Origin of the sequence: Micromonospora sp. NPDC049240 (assembly GCF_040647835.1) — a bacterium.
Taxonomy (GTDB): Bacteria; Actinomycetota; Actinomycetes; order Mycobacteriales; family Micromonosporaceae; genus Micromonospora.
The window spans coordinates 255,244-274,370 of the sequence record NZ_JBEZCX010000011.1 but is presented as its reverse complement, the minus strand read 5'-3'; the positions used below and the strand labels follow the sequence as shown (position 1 = coordinate 274,370).

The following is a 19,127-nucleotide window of genomic DNA, read 5'->3' as shown; positions in this document are numbered from 1 at the left end:
TCCGTGTACCGTGCAGGGAAGGGCGCGGTGCGCAGGTGACGACGACACGGAGGCGGCGGTGCGCGAGCTGAGCGTGGTCGGAGTTCGGGTGGAGTTGCCGAGCAACCAGCCGATCGTCCTGCTGCGGGAGGTCGAGGGGGACCGCTATCTGCCGATCTGGATCGGTGCGGTCGAGGCGACGGCCATTGCTTATGAGCAGCAGGGGGTCAAGCCGGCGCGGCCGTTGACGCATGATCTTCTGCGGGATGTGTTGGCGGCGTTGCAGGCGCCGTTGCGGGCGGTGGAGATCACCGAGTTGAAGGAGAACGTCTTCTACGCGGATCTGCTGCTGGGTGACGGGGTGCGGGTGTCGGCGCGGCCGAGTGACTCCATCGCGTTGGCGTTGCGGGTGGGTGCGCCGATTCGTTGTGCGGAGCAGGTCCTGAGTGAGGCGGGGATCGTGATTCCGGACGAGCAGGAGGACGAGGTGGAGAAGTTCCGGGAGTTCCTGGAGCAGGTGCGGCCGGAGGATTTCGCGGGCTGACTGGTGGCCGGCTGGGTGGCCGGGGTGCGCGGCGGTGGTTGTCACGGTGGTGGCGGCTGACCGCCGTGTGTGCTGTCGTGGATTGGTGGCGCGGCGTGTCGGGGTTCTCCTGCCGGTGTTGTCGGCTGTCCGGCGTTAGGGTTGCCGTGTCGAGGGGTGCGCGTACGGGGAAGTCGACGTGGCGCCGCACGGGCGGGGAGGTTGGTCCGGATGCACGAGCCGCGGGATCCTGGTCCGAGTTCGGAGCAGCAGGCGGGTGTGGGGCCCGAGTCGTTCGGTGACGGCGAGGTGGGTTATCGGGGTGTGACCGCGTGTTCGGCGGTGGGCATCAGTTACCGGCAGTTGGACTACTGGGCGCGGACGTCGCTGGTGGTGCCGAGTGTTCGGGACGCGTCGGGTTCGGGGACGTCCCGGTTGTATTCGTTCCGCGATCTGGTGGTGTTGAAGGTCGTGAAGCGGTTGTTGGACGCGGGGGTGTCGTTGCAGAACATCCGTCGGGCGATCGAGGCGTTGCGGTCGCGTGGGGTGGATGATCTGGCGGGCATCACGTTGATCTCCGATGGGACGACGGTGTACGAGTGCCGGTCGCCGGAGGAGGTGGTCGACCTGTTGCAGGGTGGCCAGGGCGTGTTCGGCATCGCGATCGGTGGGGCGTTCAAGGAGATCCAGGGTTCGTTGTCGCATCTGCCGGCGGAGCCGGCGGGTGGGTCGGGTCGGGAGGTTCCGGTGGAGCCGGAGCCGGAGGCGGATTCGGTGGGGGACGAGTTGGCGGCGCGTCGTGCGCGGCGTCGTGCCGGGTGATTCGTCGGCGTTTCGGTTTTGGGATCGCGTCGTGGCTTTTCGGCCCGGCGCGATCTTTTGTTTGGTGACGGTGGGTGAGCGGGTGGGGTGGGGTGGGGTGGTTTCGGTGGTGGGTGGGGTGTGCGCAGGTCGCGATGGGTAGTGGTGCGGTGTCCGAAAGAGACTGTGGGTTGCTCGGGTGGGGTCCCGGGGGCGTTTTGTTCACTGTCCGTAGTTGAGGGTTGTCGGGATGGGGTTGGGGCAGGCGTGAACGGTGGCGGTGGGCGCGCTATGGTCCGTCACTGTCGTCGACGCGTCGATGTCACGGTGCGTGTTGTCGCGTCGACTGGCGTTGTCCCTGCCGCGGCGTCGCCGCGGGGCCCCTTTGGCGGAAGGACCGAGCATGACGGTGACGAATGAGGCCACCCCGATCTCCCACTACGACCGCATCGGTGGTGCGGCGGCGGTGAAGGCGGCGGTGGAGCTGTTCTACGACCGGGTGTTGGCGGATCGGGAGTTGGCCGGCTACTTCGCCGACGTGGACATGGTGGCGCAGCGGCGGCATCTGGCGTTGATGTTGACGGTGGTGCTGGGTGGGCCGGACGAGTACGCGGGTCGGGGGTTGGCGGAGGCGCATCAGCCGTTGGGTATTCCGGGGGCGCACTACGCGCGGGTCGGTGAGCACCTGAGCGCGACGTTGGTGGAGTTGGGTGTGCCGGCGGAGGTGATCGCCGACGTGCAGGTGGTGTTGGGGCAGGTGCGGGATCAGATCGTGTCGGCGGGGAACGCCTGAGCGTGGACGTGGATCGGCTCAGGCAGAGCTGGTCGGTGGTCGCCGGGCACGGTGACCAGGTGCCGCTCTACTTCTATTCGACGTTGTTCCTGGCGCATCCGGAGACCCGGCAGATGTTCGGCACGAACATGGCGGGGCAGCGGGACCGGTTGGTGTCGGCGTTGGGGCACATCGTGTCGCACGTGGACCAGGTGGATCGGCTTGTTGGTTTCCTGCGGCAGCTGGGTGCGGATCACCGTAAGTTCGCGGTGCGTGCCGAGCATTACCCGGCGGTCGGTGAGGCGCTGGTGGAGACGCTGCGGCATTTCTGCGGTGACGGGTGGTCCGAGGAGCTGGCGGCCGACTGGGTGGCGGCGTACGGGTTGGTGTCGCGGGTGATGACGGAGGCCGCGCAGGCGGCGGAGGCGCATTCGCCGCCGTGGTGGGTGGCGGAGGTGTTGACCCACGAGCAGCGCACGTTCGACGTGGCGGTGTTGACGGTGCGGCCGCAGTATCTGTTGCCGTTCGTGCCGGGGCAGTCGATCGGGGTGTCGCATCCGGCGGTGCGGTCGTGGCGGTACTACTCGCCGGCGAACGCGCCGCGCGCGGACGGCACGGTGGAGTTGCACGTGCGGGCGGCGCCGGGTGGCGCGGTGTCGTCGCGGCTGGTGTACGGGTGCGCGGCGGGGGATCAGATCCATCTGGCGGCGCCGGTGGGGGACGGGTTGACGTTGCGGCTGGCCGGGTCGTCGGATCTGCTGCTGTTGGCCGGTGGGACCGGTTGGGCGCCGGTGAAGGCGTTGGTGGAGCAGGTCGCGGCGGAGGGGTCGGGCCGGCGGGTGGACCTGTATGTGGGGGCGCGGTCGAGGTCGGAGTTCTACGACAGCGAGGCGATCGACAAGGTGGCCGCGTCGTGTCCGTGGTTGCGGGTGTCGTACGTGGCGGGGTCGGATCCGGTGCGGCCGGGTGAGCCGGCGCGGATGGTGGACCGGGTGTTGGCCGACGGGGACTGGCGGTCGCGGCACGTGTACGTGTGCGGGTCCGACGAGATGGTGGGCCAGTCGGTGGCGGCGTTGACGGGGGCCGGTTACCGGCCGGGTCAGTTGCACCACGAGGGTTTCGGCAAGCAGTGGTACGGGCCGGCGTGGCGTGCCGTCACGGCCGCCGACGAGTCCGGGGTGGTCCGGTGAGTGAGCCGGTCCTGCGAGCCCCGCAGTCGCGAACGGAGGTGGTCCGATGAGTGCGACCCCGATCAGTGGTTACGACGCGCAGCAGGTGTCCGGGTCGGTGCAGGTGCGGTTGACCTCGGACCGGGTGCGGCGGTGGGAGTTCGGGTCGGCGGCGTTCACCAGGCGTGGCTATGAGCAGGCCGATGTGGACCGGTTCCGGGTGCAGGTGGCCGACGAGTTGGATCTGCTGGCTACCCAGGTGGCGAATCTGCGGGCGGAGAACGAGCGGCTCAACGATCATCTGGAGTTGCACCGGCACGGGGTGATTCCGAGCGCGGAGGCGCCGGTGCGGCCGGCGGCGAAGGAGGTGAATCTGCTGTCGGCGGCGCAGCGGGAGGCGGAGCAGATCATCGCGCAGGCTCACGACTATGCCCGTCGGGTCGCCGAGTACGCCCGGACGCAGTATGAGAGTTATCTGCGGGCGGCGGCGGAGGAGGCGAAGCAGGAGGCTGAGCGGGCGGTGGTGGAGTACCGCCGGGCCGCCGGTGGCGACGTGGACGATTCGGTGGCGACGCGGGAGGCGTTGCGGATCTTCGGCGAGATGATGATGTCGCACATGCGGGCGGCGGCCCGGCATCTCGACGACGGCAGTGAGCAGTTGGCGCGGACGATGGAGCGTCTCACGCGGGAGGCGCCGCAGCCGGCGTTGCCGCGTCACCAGCGGTGAGCGCCGGTCCGGCCCGCCGTGCGGGTGGGCCGGACCGGCGAGGCCGGCGGTGGGTGGTGGGTCAGCGGGTGAGCGCGTCGACGGCGTCGGCGACGGGGGTGTCGCCGGCGACGAGTTCGACGGTGTGCCCGGCGGTGCCGGGGGTCTCCAGCAGCGCCAGGAGGACGCGGGCGACGTCGGCGCGGCTGATCGCGCCGGGTGGGACGTGTCGGGCGAGGGTGATCCGGCCGCCGGGTTCGTCGTCGGTGAGCCGGCCGGGCCGTAGCACGGTGACGTCGAGGTCGCGGCCGGTGACGTCGTCCTCGGCGGCTTTCTTGGCCCGCAGGTAGGCCGCCCACACGTCGTCGGTGCCGGGGGCGGGCGCGTCGTCGACGCCCATCGAGGAGACGAGCAGGTAGCGGCGGACGCCGGCGTGGACGGCGGCGTCGGCGAGCAGCACGGCGGCGCCGCGGTCGACGGTGTCCTTGCGGTCGGCGCCGCTGCCGGGGCCGGCGCCGGCAGCGAACACCACCGCGTCCGCGTCGGCGAGGTGCCGGGCGAGCGTGTCGGCGTCGGTGTGTTCCAGGTCGCACACGACCGGTTCGGCGCCGGCGGCGCGCAGCGCGGCGGCGTGGTCGGGGTTGCGGATCAGTCCGACCGGGGTGTCGCCGCGTCCGGCGAGGTCCCGTTCGAGCAGCTTGGCGATCTTTCCGTGGCCTCCGGCGATGACGACGCGCATGTGCTCAACGTAGCCCGCCGGTGGTCGTCGTGCCGGGCGACCAGCGTCGTTGATCATGAGGTTGGCGGTGGGTGGCGCGTCGGATCGTGCCGCCAATCTCATGATCGGCCCTGGCGGGGTGGGCGGGCGGGGGTGCGCGAGGCAGCATGGTGGGGTGAGTGATGCGTTCGAGGGGTTGGCGCGGCTGCTGGCCGGCGGGGGTGTGGTGGTGCTCAGCGGCGCCGGCCTGTCCACCGAGTCGGGCATCCCGGACTATCGGGGGCCCAGCGGCGCGGCGCGGCGGCACACCCCGATGACCTACCAGGCGTTCACCCGGGACCCGCAGGCGCGGCGACGCTACTGGGCGCGCAGCCATCTCGGGTGGCGGACCATCGCGCGGGCGGCGCCCAACGACGGGCACCGGGCGGTGGCCCGGTTGCAGCACGCGGGGCTGCTCGACGGCATCGTCACGCAGAACGTCGACGGGTTGCACACCGCTGCCGGCGCGACCGGGGTGATCGAGTTGCACGGCCGGCTCGACGAGGTGACGTGTCTGGACTGCGGCAACCTGACCGGCCGTGACGAGCTGCACCGGCGGTTGACCGAGGCGAACCCGGGGTTCGACGCGCGGGTGGCGCACGTGAACCCCGACGGTGACGTGGAGCTGCCGGACGAGGCGGTGGCCGGGTTCCGGGTCGTCGACTGCGGGGTGTGCGGCGGGGGCATGCTGAAACCGGATGTGGTGTTCTTCGGCGAGACGGTGCCGGCGCCGCGGGTGGCGGACTGTTTCGCGTTGGTGGAGGGGGCCCGGGCGGTGCTGGTGCTGGGGTCGTCGTTGACGGTGATGTCGGGGCGGCGGTTCGTGTTGCGGGCGGCGAAGCGCGGCATTCCGGTGGCGATCGTCAACCAGGGCGTCACCCGCGGCGACGGGTATGCGGCGGTGCGGCTGGACGCGCCGCTGGGCGCCACGTTGACCGCGTTGGCCGCCGGGTTCGCCGAGCCGGCGCCGGTGTGATCACACCCTGGGACATGAGCGGGAAACACGGCCGCTGGTAGCGTGGGGGGTGCCGGTACCACCCACGTGGGAGAGACCGTCGACCCGACGGCGCCGAAGGGGCAGATTCTCCCCGGAACCTCTCAGGCAAAAGGACCACGTGGGCAGGCGCTGTGGAGCGCGTCAGCGTGACTCAGGGGGAGGCCGACCCGTCGACCTCGCCCCCACAAGGAGCGCCGCGCATGACCGCTGAGCAGTTCGCCGATCGGCACATCGGCCCCGGCCCGGACGACGAGCGCCGCATGTTGGAGGCCGTCGGCTACGGCTCCGTGGACGAGCTGATGGACGCCGCGATTCCCGAGGTGATCCGCTGGCACGGGACGCTGGACCTGCCGGCGCCGGCCTCGGAGCGGGAGGCCCTGGCCGAGTTGCGGGCGCTCGCGGCTCGCAACACGGTGGCCGTGTCGATGATCGGCCTGGGTTACCACGGCACGCACACTCCGGCGGTGATCCGCCGCAACGTGCTGGAGAATCCGGCCTGGTACACCGCGTACACGCCGTATCAGCCGGAGATCAGCCAGGGTCGGCTGGAGGCGTTGCTGAACTTCCAGACGATGGTCACGGACCTGACCGGGTTGGCCACCGCGAACGCGTCGATGCTCGACGAGGGCACCGCCGCGGCGGAGGCGATGACGCTCGCGCGCCGCGCGTCGAAGAGCAAGAGCCCGGTGTACGTGGTCGACGCCGACGCGTTGCCGCAGACCGTCGCGGTGATCGCCAGTCGCGCCGAGCCGCTCGGTATCGAGGTGCGGGTCGTCGACGTCGACGTCGAGGAGTTGCCGGCGGAGTTCTTCGGCCTGCACCTGCAGTACCCGGGCGCGTCGGGGGCGGTCCGGGACCACGCCCCGCTGGTCGAGGCGGCGCATGCGGTGGGCGCGTTGGTGACCGTCGCGGCGGACCTGTTGGCGTTGGTGTTGCTGCGCCCGCCCGGGGAGATCGGCGCGGACATCGCCGCCGGCACCACCCAGCGGTTCGGGGTGCCGATGGGGTTCGGTGGGCCGCATGCCGGCTACCTGGCGGTGCGCGCCGGTCTGGAGCGGATGTTGCCGGGCCGTCTCGTCGGGGTGTCGCGTGACGCCGACGGCAGTGCCGCCTACCGGTTGGCGTTGCAGACCCGTGAGCAGCACATCCGGCGGGAGAAGGCGACCAGCAACATCTGCACCGCGCAGGTGCTGCTGGCGGTGATGGCCGGAATGTATGCGGTCTATCACGGCCCGGACGGGTTGCGGGCGATCGCCCGGCGTACGCGTGCGGCGGCGGCGCGGTTGGCGGCCGGGCTGCGTGCCGGCGGTGTCGATGTCGCGGACGTGGTGTTCTTCGACACGGTCACCGTGACGGTGCCGGGTCGGGCCGCGCAGGTGGTGGCCGCGGCGGCGGCGCGCAACGTGAACCTGCGGCTGGTGGACGCCGACCGGGTCGGGGTGTCCTGCGACGAGACGACCACCGACGCGCACCTGCGGGCGGTGTGGGCGGCGTTCGGCGTCGACGGTGTCGACGGTGACGTGGAGGTGGCGCTGCCCGACGGGTTGGCTCGCACCGGTGACGTGCTCACCCATCCGGTGTTCCGCAGCCACCATTCGGAGACGGCGATGCTGCGGTACCTGCGGCGGCTGGCTGATTTCGACTACGCCCTGGACCGGGGCATGATCCCGTTGGGGTCGTGCACGATGAAGCTGAACGCCACCACGGAGATGGAGCCGGTCACCTGGCCGGAGTTCGCGCACCTGCACCCGTTCGCGCCGGACGCGCAGACCGCCGGCTACCGGGAGTTGATCGCCCAGTTGGAGGGTTGGCTGGCGGAGGTGACCGGCTACGACGCGGTCAGCGTGCAGCCCAACGCCGGGTCGCAGGGGGAGCTGGCCGGGTTGCTGGCGATCCGCGCGTACCACCGGGACCGGGGTGAGGGGCACCGGGACGTGTGTCTGATCCCGTCGTCGGCGCACGGCACGAACGCCGCGTCGGCGGTGATGGCCGGCATGCGGGTGGTCGTGGTGGGCTGCGACGCCGACGGCAACGTCGACCTCGTCGACCTCGACGCGAAGATTGACAAGCATCGGGACGCCCTCGCGGCGATCATGGTGACGTACCCGTCGACGCACGGCGTGTACGAGACGGGCATCGCCCAGTTGTGCGCGAAGGTCCACGACGCCGGCGGTCAGGTGTACGTCGACGGGGCGAACCTCAACGCGCTTGTCGGGTTCGCCAAGCCGGGGCGCTTCGGCGCGGACGTGTCGCACCTGAACCTGCACAAGACGTTCTGCATTCCGCACGGCGGCGGCGGGCCGGGGGTGGGTCCGGTGGCGGTGCGGGCGCACCTGGCGCCGTTTTTGCCCGGTGACCCGGTGGGCGCGCCCGTCGACGGCCGGCCGGCGATCTCCGCGGCCCGGTACGGGTCGGCGGGGATCCTGCCGATCCCGTGGGCGTACCTGCGGATGATGGGCGCCGACGGGTTGGCGCGGGCCACCGCGGTGGCGGTGCTCGCGGCGAACTACGTGGCGGTGCGGCTGCGGGAGCACTTCCCGGTGCTGTACGCCGGCAACAAGGGCCTGGTGGCGCACGAGTGCATCCTGGACCTGCGGCCGTTGACGAAGGCGACCGGGGTGAGCGTCGACGACGTCGCGAAGCGGCTGATCGACTACGGTTTCCACGCGCCGACGATGTCGTTCCCGGTGGCGGGCACGTTGATGGTGGAGCCGACCGAGAGTGAGGACCTGGCCGAGCTGGACCGGTTCTGCGACGCGATGATCGCCATTCGCGCCGAGATCGACCAGGTGGGGTCCGGGCAGTGGCCGGCGGGCGACAGTCCGCTGTCGAACGCGCCGCACACCGCGGCGATGGTGTCCGGCGACGAGTGGCCGCACCCGTACCCGCGGTCGGTGGGCGCCTATCCGGGGGCGGTGGACCGGGCGGGGAAGTACTGGCCGCCGGTGCGGCGCGTGGACGGCGCGTACGGGGACCGGAACCTGGTCTGTTCGTGTCCCGCGCCGGAGGCGTTCGAGGACTGAGGGCGTGCACGCCGGGGCGGTGGTGGATCGCCGCCCCGGCCGGCGCGCCGACGGGCTTCGTCGGCGCGTACGCTCACTGACGCTGTGTGATTGCTCAGGCGACGAGGGCGTGGCGGGCCGGTCCCCGGTGCGGGGCGATGGTCCGCCCGTCGGGGAGCAGCTCACCGGTGTCCTCGAAGATGATGACGCCGTTGCAGAGCAGGCTCCAGCCCTGCTCAGGAAAGCAGGCGAGGACGCGGGCGGCCTCGCGGTCGGTCGCGTCGGCGGAGGGGCAGGTGGGCTGGTGCTGACACATCGGGTTCTCCGGACTGTGGGGGCACTGTGTCATGGTTCACATGACCAGTGACGCACAGTACCAAGCTCAACCGCGCAACACCGAGCAAGGTCGCGGCTTGTTCACCCAGAATCGGCTGAACGGATGAGGCGGAACGGTCCAGACGGTTTGGAAGCGCTCCCACACGTGCCGGTCGCGGTGCCCGGCGCGCCACCCGGCTGCCGGTCCCGGCTGGTCGAGACCGCTCGGTTGCAGTGGCGCCTCGGCGACGGCGGCGACCCCACCGACCTCGCGCAACGCTTCCTCACCGCGTACGGCGTCGACGTCGACGACCTGTCGCGGCCCGGCCGGCACACCGCCGACGGGCCGTGCGGGGCGGCGCTGTTCCTGTCCGCCGCCGCCGGCGCGTACGCCGTCGGCGCGCCGACCGGCGCGCCCACGCCCCTGCCGGCGCTGCCCGACCTGGTCGTGGTCGTCTACCACCACGGCGACCGCCCGCACCGGCCACCGTCGCCGACCGGCTGGCGACTGGGGGACTGGCGCGACAGTTGGACGCCGGACGCGCACGCCACCGCCGTCGAGTCGGTCCGCGCCGCCATCGCCCGCGGCGACGTCTACCAGGTCAACCTCGTCGGGCACGCCGCCGCCGACTACACCGGCGACCCGCGCCCGGCGCTGCGCCGCCTCGCCGCGCTGCCCGGCGCCCGCTACGGCGGCGCCCTCACCGGGCCCGGCTGGGCGCTGGGCTGCGCCTCCCCGGAGACACTCGTCGCGACCGAACACGGCCGGCTGGTCACCCGCCCGATCAAGGGCACCCGCGCGGCCACCGCCGCCGGCCGCCGCGACCTGCTCGCCTCCGCCAAGGAACGCGCCGAACACATCATGATCGTCGACCTGGAACGCAACGACCTGGCCCGGGTGGCCCGCACCGGCTCCGTCCGGGTCGACGAGCTGTTCGCCGTACGCCGCTGGTGCGACCTGTGGCAGGCCGAGTCGACGGTCTCCGCGGCGCCCGCCGACGGCCTGGGCCTGGCCGACCTGCTGCGCGCGGTCTGCCCCGGCGGGTCGGTCACCGGCGCGCCGAAGCACGCCGCGCTCGCCGAGGTGGCCGCGCGGGAGCCGGTCGGACGCGGCGCCGGCATGGGCGCGTTGGGCTGGGTCGGGCCGGACCGGCTCGACCTGGGCCTGACCATCCGCACCGCCGCCGCCGACGCCCACCGGCTGCACCTGTGGGCCGGCGGCGGCATCACCTGGGACAGCGACCCCGCCGCCGAGGTCGCCGAGGCCGCCGCGAAAGCCGCCCCGGTACGCGCGCTGCTGGCTGCCGGCTGACCCGCCCGTCCGCGGGCCTCAGGCGGCGGCGAACGCGTCCAGGGCGGCCACCACCCGCTCACCGACGCCGTGGCCGCGGCCGTGCCCGCCGGACTCGACGATCTCCATCCGGGCGTCCGGCCAGTCCCGGGTCAACCGCCACGCGATGTCCGGCGGGCCACTGACGTCCAGGCGGCCCTGCACGAGCACCCCGGGGATGCCGGCGAGCCGGCCGGCGTCGCGCAGCAACTGACCGTCCGGCACGAACCCCAGGTTCGCGAAGTGGTGGGTGACCAGCCGGGTGAACCCGTACCGGAACACCGGGTCGGCGTAGCGCAGGCTGGGCGCGTACCCGCCGGCGAGGGAGACGTGCACGTCCTCCCAGTCGCACCAGTCGCGCGCCGCCCGCTCCCGCACCGCCGGGTCGGGGTCGTTGACCAGTCGGGCGTACGCGGCGGCCAGGTCGCCGTCCCGCTCGGCCTCGGGCACCCCGTCGCGGAACCGCGCCCACTCCTGCGGGAACACCCGGCCCATGTCCCGGGTCACCCACTCGATCTCGCGGCGGGTGTTGGCCACCACGCTGAACAGCACCAGCGCGGTGACCCGCCCCGGATGCGCCTGCGCGTACGCCAACGACAGCGCCGAGCCCCACGACGCGCCGCACAGCAGCCACCGCGGCACGCCCAGGTGCACGCGCAGCGCCTCCATGTCGGCCACCAGGTGGCCGGTGGTGTTCACCGACAGGTCGGTCCCCGGGTCGGCGGCCGACGGGGTGCTGCGCCCGCAGCCGCGCTGGTCGAACAGCACGACCCGGTAGGCGGCCGGGTCGAACAACTGCCGCCACGACGCGTCGGCGCCCGAGCCGGGACCGCCGTGCACCACCAGCGCCGGCCGGCCGGCCGGGTTGCCGCAGGTCTCCCAGTAGACGCGCTGGCCGTCGCCGACGTCCAGGTGCCCCGACTCGTACGGCTCGATCGGCGGATACATGCCCCAGGTCCTCCCCGCACCGAAAACAACAGCGCTGTTACATTAGCGGACGTGACCGCCCCCCACCGCGACGCCCTCGGCACCCTGCTGCGCCACGTCCTGGAACTGCTCGACGGCGACGTCGCCGCCGTCCACGACCGACTCGGCCTCACCGACTACCGGCCCCGCTACTCACCCCTGGTCCGCGCCCTGGTCACCGACGGACCACTACCCATCCGCGACCTCGCCACCCGCGTCGGCGTCACCCACTCCGCCGCCAGCCAGACCGTCGCCGGCATGCGCCGCGCCGGCCTGGTCACCCTCACCCCCGGCACCGACGCCCGCCACCGCATCGTCACCCTCACCGACCGCGCCCACACGCTGCTGCCCGCCGTCGAAGCCGAATGGGCCGCCACCACCGCCGCCATGCGCCACCTCGACACCGAACTGCCCGTACCCCTCGCCGACGAGCTGTACGCCGTGCTCACCGCCCTACGCCACCGCCCACTACGCGACCGCATCGCCGACACCGGCCTGCTCCCACCGGCGGGTGGCACCCCCGCACCGGTAAGCAACGGATAGCCTTCCGGGCATGACTATGCGCCCGATCCGGATCATCGGCGACCCCGTCCTGCGCACCCCCAGCGAACCCGTCACCACCTTCGACACCGAACTACGCGCCCTCGTCGCCGACCTGATGGACACCCTGCTCGGCGCCCCCGGCCGCGCCGGCGTCGCCGCCCCCCAGATCGGCGTCAACACCCAGGTCTTCGTCTACGACGCCGACGGCCACCGCGGCCACCTCGTCAACCCCACCCTGGAACTGTCCGAGGAACTCCAGGACGACGACGAGGGCTGCCTGTCCATCCCCGGCCTCTACTTCCCGACCCCCCGCGCGCTGCACGCCACCGCCCACGGCTACGACCAGCACGGCGAACCCCTCACCATCACCGGCAGCGGCTTCCTCGCCCGCGCCCTGCAACACGAAACCGACCACCTACGCGGCCGCCTCTACGTCGACACCCTGCGCGGCGACACCCGCCGCCACGCACTCCGGGAGATCCGCGCCGGCCGCTTCGACTCACCCAGCCGAGGCCGCTGACACCCCAGCGCCCCCGTCAGCCGGGCAACCGGGTCAACGCGCACTCGGTGAACCCGGCCACCCGGGTGAAACCCAACCGCTCGTACAACCGCACCGCCGCGACGTTGTCCACCCGCACGTTCAACGTCACATGATCCACCGACGCCCGCAGCCGCGCGCACAACGCCGCCACCACACCCGCCCCCAGACCACGCCCCCGCACCTCCGGATGCGTCGTCACATTCCCCACCGCCGCCACCCGCCACCGCGGCGAGAACACGTGCACCCCCGCCACCGCCACCAACCGGCCACCCGCACGCACCCCCACGTACTGACCGGTGTCCACCATCCGCGCGTCGAACCAGTTCCCCGGATACGCCACCGCGTACAACTCCCGCAACAACGGCAGATCCGCCCGCCCCAACGGCTCACCCACCGCCGGCACCGCCGCCAACCGCCCCGGCTCCGTCAACGCCATCCGCACATGCGCCGCCGCGTCCGACACCGCGTACCACCGCGCCACCGTCGCCTCCAGACCAGGGGACAGGTGCGCCCACAACCGCGCCGGCAACACCGGCGCCGCCGCCACCAGCAACCCCGACAACGCCGCCACCCGATCCGGCGCTGCGAACGCCAACAACGTCGGCAACTCCACCCCGTGGTACAGCAACACCACCTCGTCACCCGACCGGAACCACGACGTGTACGGCCAGAAGAAATCGTCCAGATCACCCAACTGGTAGGCGTGCAGCACCGGATCCCGACCCAACAACCCGGCCAGCACCGCCCGGTCGTGCTCCGCCCGCACCACCATCACCGCACCGCCACCCACTGGTCGTAACCCAACCGCGCCACCAACGCCAACACCACCACCAACAACACCACCCGCACGAACCCCGCACCCCGCCGCAACGCCATCCGCGCGCCCACCACCGCCCCGGCCACGTTGCACACCGCCATCGCCGCCCCCAACAACCACCACACGTGCCCCGTCACCCCGAACACCACCAACGCCCCCAGATTCGTACCCGCGTTCACCACCTTCGCCATCGCCGACGCGTGCACGAAATCCGCACCCACCAACGCCGTGAACGCCAACACCAGGAACGTGCCCGTACCCGGACCGATCAACCCGTCGTACAACGCCACCCCCAACCCCGCCACCACCACCGCCACCACCACCCGCCGCCGGGTCCGCCGCGACGGCGACGCCACCACCCCCAACCGCGGCCGGGTCAGCACGAACACCGCCACCGCCACCAACACCACCAACACCACCGGCCGGTACGCCCCCGCCGGCACCGCCCCCGCCAACGCCGCCCCCAACCCCGCCGTCACCACCGCCAACCCCGCCGCCGGACCCGCCACCACCCAGTCCAGCCTCGTCCGCCGCGCATACGTCACCGCCGCCGTCGACGTCCCGAAGATCGCCGCCAACTTGTTCGTCCCCAACGCCGTCGCCACCGGCACCCCCGGCGCCGCCAGCAACAACGCCGGCAACAACAGCAACCCGCCACCACCCACCACCGCGTCCACCCAACCGGCCAACGCGGCAGCGGCCAGCAACGTCACCAACGACCCGGCATCCACGGCCGCATTCTGCCCACCCCGCCACCACCCGCGAGCACCCCTGTGGCCAGCCTCACCGCCCCCGACGACGCCGCACCCACAACCCGACCGACGCCACCGCCACGAACACCAGCACCGAACAACACAACAGCTTCACCATCCGACCAGCCTGCCACCACCACGTAGGGTGTGCAGGTGCGCCTGGCCACCTTCAACCTGCTGCACGGCCGCTCCCTCACCGACGGGCTCGTCGACCCCGACCGACTCGCCGCCGCCGTCACCGCCCTCGACGCCGACGTGCTCGCCCTCCAGGAAGTCGACCGCGACCAGACCCGCAGCGGCAAACTCGACCTCACCGCCCTCGCCGCCCACGCCCTGCACGCCGACCACCACCGCTTCGCCGCCGCCGTCGTCGGCACCCCCGGCGAACACTTCCGCCCCCTCACCCACGACGACGACGGCCACGGCGAACCCCTCTACGGCGTCGGCCTCATCAGCCGCCACCCCGTCCGCTCCTGGAAGGTCACCCGCCTACCCGCCGCACCCGTCCGCTCACCCATCTACATCCCCGGCCCCCGCGGCGGACTCGTCCTGCTCCGCGACGAACCCCGCGTCGTCCTCGCCGCCCTCCTCGACACCCCCCACGGCCCACTCACCGTCGCCGCCACCCACCTGTCCTTCGTCCCCGGCTGGAACATGTGGCAACTACGCCGCGTCGTGCGCGCCCTGCGCGCGCTGCCCGCCCCGCGCATCCTGCTCGGCGACCTCAACCTCCCCGCCGGCCCCGCCGCCGCGCTGTCACGCTGGCGCCCCCTGGGCCGACTCCCCACCTACCCGGCCGGACAACCCCGCGTCCAACTCGACCACATCCTCGCCGACCCCCACCACCTCGACCGGCTCCCACCCGTCACCGCCGTCGACACCCCACCCTCCACCGTCTCCGACCACCGCCCCCTCATCGTCGACCTCGGCTGACCCTCACACCACGCCGGTCTGCCGCTGGGCCGCCCGCACCGCGTTACGGAACAACATCGCCACCGTCGTCGGACCCACCCCACCCACCCGCGGGGTGATCGCACCCGCCACCCGCGCACACGACTCGTCCACATCCGGCAACAACCGCCGCCCCTCATACCGCACCCCACCACCGACCACCACCGCGCCCGGACGCACATGCTCCGGCCGCACGATCCCCGGCACCCCCGCCGCCGCCACCAGAATCTCCGCCCGCCGCGTGTACCGAGGCCAGTCCGCCACCCCCGTGTGCACCACCGTCACCGCCGCGTTCGCCGTCGGCCGCTTCTGCGCCAACAACATCGCCAACGGCCGACCCAACGTCGCACCCCGACCCAGCACCACCACCTCCCGGCCCGACACCGGCACCTGGTGAAACGCCAACAACGCCTCGATCCCCGCCGGCGTACACGGCAACGGCCCCGGCAAACCCAACGCCAACCGACCCATGTTCACCGGGTGCATGCCGTCGACGTCCTTGTCCGGATCCACCACGGCGAGGGCCCGGTCGTAGTCCAGACCCCCCGGGATCGGATGCTGCACCAGCACCCCGTGCACCGCCGAGTCGGCGTTGAAATCCGCCACCACCGCGTGCAGATCCGCCTGCGACGCCGACGCCGGCAGATGCACGTGCGGCGACGCGAACCCCAACGCCGCCGCCTGCCGCTGCTTGATCCGGATGTAACCCGCGCTCGCGTCGTCGTCACCCACCAGCACCGTCGCCAACGCCGGCGTCACCCCCACCGCACGCAGCTCCGCCACCGACGCGGCGACCTCACCCAACACCCGCTCCGCCACCGGCCCACCCGGCAACAACCGCGCCGACGAACCCGCAACCACCGAAGAAGAAGACATGCGACACCTCGCCCGCGGAGGCCCAGGCGGTCGACCCCCACGACGAGCTCCCCGATGGTTGACCCATCCCCGTGCCGCCAGTCGCGTCCCCCTCACCCTGCCACAGCGCGCGCCACGATCGCATCCACCACCAACTGCCACCCCGGCAACGACGCCAACACCGCGTCCGCGCGCCGCCGCCGATCCGCCGCCGACACCACCTGAAGATCCGCCAACACCGCCACCAACCCCGGCCGCAACGCCCGCTCCCGCTCCGGCGCCACCACCCCCAACACCACCAGACACCGCGCGTACGTCACCAGCACCCAGAACATCGCCTCCCGGTGCCGCCCCGCCGCCACCAACGCCGCCCCACCGTCGAACACCACCGGCCGCCCCGCCGCGCCCAGATCCGCCCCGAACGCGAACCCCTCCCGCGGCAGCCGCGCCACCTCGTCGAACACCACCGCCAACCCGGCCAGATGCTCCCGCACCCGCCCCGCGCCCACCCCGCCCCCGTCCACCGCCGCCAGCAACCGCGGATACCGCGCGCCGAACCCGAACCGCGTCAACACCTCCGACGCCCGCACGAACCGCCGTCGCACCGTCGGATCCACCAACCCCGCCACCGCCGGCCACACCGCCACCAGCGACGTCGGGAACACCCACGCCAACACCTGCTCCGCGAGCGGCGCCCCGGCGTCCAACACCCGCAACCCGTCCTCGATGCGCCGCCGCACCCCCGCGCACCGCCGCCGCACCCACACCGGATCCGCGTACCCCACCGCCACCCGCCGCCGCACCGCCGCCAACCGCCCCGACGGATCCGCGATCACCGCATCGGTACGGAACATCGGCGCGAACACCCACGACCCCAGCACATCCTCCGGCTCACCCACCTCCGCCCAGGTGACCGAACTGACCTCCAACAACACCCCCCGATGGACGAACTTGCCCACCTTCACGCCGGGGGAGTCCCGCACCAGCAGCACGTCCACGTCCGACCACACCGGCAACTGCGCGTCGCCCGGCAACCCCACCGTCGAGCCACTGAACAACGCCCCCTCGACCGACGGATCCGCCCGCATCCGCTCCCGCACCCAGTCGACCGCCACCGCCCGCGCCGCATCCACCCGCATCCGACCGATCCTGCCACCACCACAACCACCAGCCGCACACCCACGGTTGCCGATCGGACACGAAGCGTGGACCATCGATGACAGTAACTGTCGGTCGGATCGTGTGGGGCGATGCGCAATGGCGGACTACTTCCCGATACTCCACGGCCGCGCCGGCGAGTTCGACGCCCTCGACCAGGTCCCCGACGACCTGGCGCCCCACATCCTCCCGGTCTTCGACGTCGCCGCCACCACACACGGACCCATCCAGGACGCCCACACCTTCAGCCAGCACGCCCGACGAACCGTCCACCGCGACATGACCATCGCCGTCGACGCCCACCGCCTACCGGACCCCGCCACCGGAATCCGACGACCGCTGCCCGACATCGCCGAAGACCTGCACCAGTGGGGCAACCCGATGCTGCCCGTCGCCCACCCCCACGACAGCCCCGCCCGACTGGCCGACATCCGCGACGCCGCCGCCCTGCACGGACACGGCGCCGTCCTGCGACTCGACCCCACCGACGACGACGCCGAAACCCGCGCCAACCGCCTCCTGTCCGCCATCGACCTGCGCGCCGAACACGCCGTCCTGCTCCTCGACGCCGCCCACCTCCGCTCCGAACACGACCTCACCCGAGCCGAACCACTGGTCCGCAAACACCTCTCCTGGACCCACCGGCACCCCTGGAAAGCCATCGTCGTCGCCGCCGGAGCAATGCCCCGCAGCATCGCCCACCTGCCCCCCAACACCGCCACCCCGCTCCGCCGCCTCGACCTCGACCTCTGGCAACGCCTCCACGACCACGACATCCGATTCGCCGACTACGGCATCGCCCACCCCCGACCCGCCACCGGCGGCTGGGGACCACCCCCGAACCTCCGCTACACCGACCACGACGTCTGGTGGACCTACCGGGCCGCCCGCGACGACAACGGCAACAGCGCCATCCACGACCTGTGCCGGACACTCGTCACCGCCGACCACTGGCCCACCCTCGGACGACACTTCTCCTGGGGCGACGAACAGATCGCCCTGCGCGCCGCCCGCCACGCCACCCCCGGCACCGCCCGACACTGGCTCGCCTGGGGCACCTCCCACCACCTGGCCCACGTCGCGAACCACCTCGGCCTGCCCGGCGCGCCCCCCCGCCCCCTAGAGACCCAACCCCGACAACGCCCGGTTCGTCCGGTTGGCCGCCACCGCCGCCCGCTGCTGACCCGCCGTCACCTCGATGTACGTCTGCGACGACGCCAACGACGCATGCCCCAGCAACCGCATGATCTCCGCCGCGCTCGCCCCGTCCTCGGCCAACCGCGTCGCGAACGTGTGCCGCAACGCGTGCAACCGCGCCCCGCGCGGCACCCGGTCACCGATGCCCGCCCGCCGGAAACACGACTCCACCAGATACTGCAGACCACCCCGACGCAACGGCTCACCCTGCCGGTCCACCAGCAACGACCCGTCCGGACGCACACTGCGCGCCCCGAACCGCCGCCGCCGGCTGTCCAGGTAACCACCCACCACCCGGTCCACGCCCACCTCGATCGGCACCGTACGCGGCCGACCACCCTTGCCGGCCACGTCCACCCGCCGCTCACCCTCGCGACCGGCAAGCGACGACACCCGCAGCGCCAGCAGCTCCGACAGGCGCAACCCGGCACACAACGCCAACGCCAGCACCGCCACGTCCCGCTCCGGCCACGGGTCGCGCTGCCGGCCCTCGGCCCGCGCCACCGCCGCCAGCAACTCCTCCGGGGTGTCCTCGCCCCGCAACGGCTTGGGCCGGGGGAGCGGCGTACGGGGCCGCCCGACCGCGGGCATCGGGTTCCCGGCCACCACCCCGTCAGCCACCAGGAACGTGAAGAAACTGTTCCAGGTGGACCAGGCACGGTGGACCGACGCGGCGGCGCGGGGAGCGGCGAACCGGGCGAACGCCGCGCGCATCAGCCGGGGGGACAGGCGCCCGACCGGCAGCCGGCCCAGGGGGAGGGGAGTGTCGTCACCGTCCGCCACCTCCAGCGCGGCGACGCCGGTGAGGTCCCGCCGGTACGCGGCCAGGGTGTGCGGTGAGGGCTTGCGGGTGGCCCGGGCGGTCAGGAACTCCTCGATCAACGCCCCTACCGTTTCGTCCGCTTTGTCATGCATAAGGGATATTATGCATGATTCTCGCGTTCCTGCCAGGCCGCCACTCCGGGGGAGCGCACCGACAAAAACGATTGCCGCACC

The 19,127-nt window shown here is 72.5% G+C and carries 19 protein-coding genes, 1 pseudogene and 1 riboswitch; of the genes and pseudogenes, 12 read left to right on the top strand and 8 right to left on the bottom strand.

All coding sequences use genetic code 11. The annotated features are described in order from the left end of the window. The first annotated feature begins 58 nt into the window (after positions 1–58). The 5 genes from AB0B02_RS19190 (at position 59) to AB0B02_RS19170 (ending at position 3,971) form a co-directional block, all read left to right on the top strand. The gene (locus tag AB0B02_RS19190) at positions 59–523 is read left to right on the top strand and encodes a bifunctional nuclease family protein (RefSeq protein WP_088647333.1); all 465 of its coding nucleotides are present in this window, start codon (positions 59–61) and stop codon (positions 521–523) included. A gap of 210 nt (positions 524–733) precedes the next feature. Beyond that, positions 734–1,324, top strand: a complete 591-nt coding sequence (locus AB0B02_RS19185; RefSeq protein WP_281941314.1) for a MerR family transcriptional regulator — start codon at positions 734–736, stop codon at positions 1,322–1,324. A 382-nt stretch (positions 1,325–1,706) separates the two neighbouring features. Then, positions 1,707–2,096 carry a group 1 truncated hemoglobin gene (locus AB0B02_RS19180; protein WP_281941312.1) on the top strand — a complete coding sequence of 130 codons (390 nt, stop codon included), beginning with the start codon at positions 1,707–1,709 and terminating at the stop codon, positions 2,094–2,096. Between the two features lie 2 nt (positions 2,097–2,098). Continuing rightward, entirely contained in the window at positions 2,099–3,265 is a 1,167-nt protein-coding gene (locus tag AB0B02_RS19175; RefSeq protein WP_357301964.1) for a globin domain-containing protein, read from the top strand. A 46-nt stretch (positions 3,266–3,311) separates the two neighbouring features. Continuing rightward, positions 3,312–3,971, top strand: a complete 660-nt coding sequence (locus tag AB0B02_RS19170) for a cell division protein DivIVA (protein WP_281941308.1) — start codon at positions 3,312–3,314, stop codon at positions 3,969–3,971. Between the two features lie 61 nt (positions 3,972–4,032). On the opposite strand, the gene AB0B02_RS19165 is transcribed toward AB0B02_RS19170, so the two are convergent. Further along, positions 4,033–4,689, bottom strand: a complete 657-nt coding sequence (locus AB0B02_RS19165) for an NAD(P)H-binding protein (RefSeq protein ID WP_281941306.1) — start codon at positions 4,687–4,689, stop codon at positions 4,033–4,035. A 100-nt stretch (positions 4,690–4,789) separates the two neighbouring features. On the opposite strand from AB0B02_RS19165, the gene AB0B02_RS19160 reads away from it, so the two are divergent. Both AB0B02_RS19160 and gcvP read left to right on the top strand, forming a co-directional pair. After that, positions 4,790–5,683 carry an NAD-dependent protein deacetylase gene (locus AB0B02_RS19160; protein ID WP_281942674.1) on the top strand — a complete coding sequence of 298 codons (894 nt, stop codon included), beginning with the start codon at positions 4,790–4,792 and terminating at the stop codon, positions 5,681–5,683. 57 nt (positions 5,684–5,740) lie between these two features. Further along, positions 5,741–5,831, top strand: a riboswitch (glycine riboswitch). Positions 5,832–5,904: 73 nt separating this feature from the next. Continuing rightward, positions 5,905–8,727, top strand: coding sequence for an aminomethyl-transferring glycine dehydrogenase (gene gcvP / locus AB0B02_RS19155; protein WP_357301959.1), 2,823 nt, complete (start codon positions 5,905–5,907; stop codon positions 8,725–8,727). A gap of 94 nt (positions 8,728–8,821) precedes the next feature. Here gcvP and AB0B02_RS19150 read toward each other — a convergent pair whose 3' ends face one another. Further along, the gene (locus AB0B02_RS19150; RefSeq protein ID WP_107157847.1) at positions 8,822–9,022 is read right to left on the bottom strand and encodes a DUF5999 family protein; all 201 of its coding nucleotides are present in this window, start codon (positions 9,020–9,022) and stop codon (positions 8,822–8,824) included. Positions 9,023–9,145: 123 nt separating this feature from the next. Here AB0B02_RS19150 and AB0B02_RS19145 point away from each other — a divergent pair, with 123 nt between their 5' ends. Continuing rightward, complete coding sequence (locus AB0B02_RS19145) at positions 9,146–10,333, top strand: chorismate-binding protein (protein ID WP_357301954.1); 1,188 nt, start codon at positions 9,146–9,148, stop codon at positions 10,331–10,333. Between the two features lie 18 nt (positions 10,334–10,351). Here AB0B02_RS19145 and pip read toward each other — a convergent pair whose 3' ends face one another. After that, entirely contained in the window at positions 10,352–11,299 is a 948-nt protein-coding gene (pip, locus tag AB0B02_RS19140) for a prolyl aminopeptidase (protein WP_357301951.1), read from the bottom strand. Between the two features lie 51 nt (positions 11,300–11,350). Between pip and AB0B02_RS19135 the strand changes: the two genes are divergently transcribed. Then, a complete protein-coding gene (locus AB0B02_RS19135; protein ID WP_357301948.1) occupies positions 11,351–11,860 on the top strand; it encodes a MarR family transcriptional regulator in 510 nt (169 codons plus the stop codon). Between the two features lie 10 nt (positions 11,861–11,870). Continuing rightward, the gene (def, locus tag AB0B02_RS19130) at positions 11,871–12,380 is read left to right on the top strand and encodes a peptide deformylase (protein WP_281941294.1); all 510 of its coding nucleotides are present in this window, start codon (positions 11,871–11,873) and stop codon (positions 12,378–12,380) included. A 16-nt stretch (positions 12,381–12,396) separates the two neighbouring features. Here def and AB0B02_RS19125 read toward each other — a convergent pair whose 3' ends face one another. Beyond that, the gene (locus tag AB0B02_RS19125) at positions 12,397–13,173 is read right to left on the bottom strand and encodes a GNAT family N-acetyltransferase (RefSeq protein WP_281941292.1); all 777 of its coding nucleotides are present in this window, start codon (positions 13,171–13,173) and stop codon (positions 12,397–12,399) included. Beyond that, positions 13,173–13,949: a TSUP family transporter gene (locus AB0B02_RS19120; RefSeq protein ID WP_357301944.1), complete on the bottom strand. Its 777-nt coding sequence runs from the start codon at positions 13,947–13,949 to the stop codon at positions 13,173–13,175. The genes AB0B02_RS19125 and AB0B02_RS19120 overlap by 1 nt, the downstream gene beginning before the upstream one ends. Positions 13,950–14,123: 174 nt before the next feature. Here AB0B02_RS19120 and AB0B02_RS19115 point away from each other — a divergent pair, with 174 nt between their 5' ends. Further along, entirely contained in the window at positions 14,124–14,903 is a 780-nt protein-coding gene (locus AB0B02_RS19115) for an endonuclease/exonuclease/phosphatase family protein (protein ID WP_281941288.1), read from the top strand. Positions 14,904–14,906: 3 nt separating this feature from the next. On the opposite strand, the gene AB0B02_RS19110 is transcribed toward AB0B02_RS19115, so the two are convergent. Then, positions 14,907–15,797, bottom strand: coding sequence for a bifunctional 5,10-methylenetetrahydrofolate dehydrogenase/5,10-methenyltetrahydrofolate cyclohydrolase (locus tag AB0B02_RS19110; protein WP_357301940.1), 891 nt, complete (start codon positions 15,795–15,797; stop codon positions 14,907–14,909). A gap of 92 nt (positions 15,798–15,889) precedes the next feature. Further along, positions 15,890–16,915 carry a hypothetical protein gene (locus tag AB0B02_RS19105; RefSeq protein ID WP_357301937.1) on the bottom strand — a complete coding sequence of 342 codons (1,026 nt, stop codon included), beginning with the start codon at positions 16,913–16,915 and terminating at the stop codon, positions 15,890–15,892. A gap of 118 nt (positions 16,916–17,033) precedes the next feature. Here AB0B02_RS19105 and AB0B02_RS19100 point away from each other — a divergent pair. Next, a pseudogene (locus AB0B02_RS19100) lies at positions 17,034–17,957 on the top strand (hypothetical protein); the annotation flags it as partial. A 96-nt stretch (positions 17,958–18,053) separates the two neighbouring features. Here the strand turns inward: AB0B02_RS19100 and AB0B02_RS19095 are convergent. Further along, on the bottom strand, positions 18,054–19,046 hold the full coding sequence (locus tag AB0B02_RS19095) for a tyrosine-type recombinase/integrase (RefSeq protein ID WP_357301934.1): 993 nt from the start codon (positions 19,044–19,046) through the stop codon (positions 18,054–18,056). Positions 19,047–19,127: the final 81 nt, after the last annotated feature.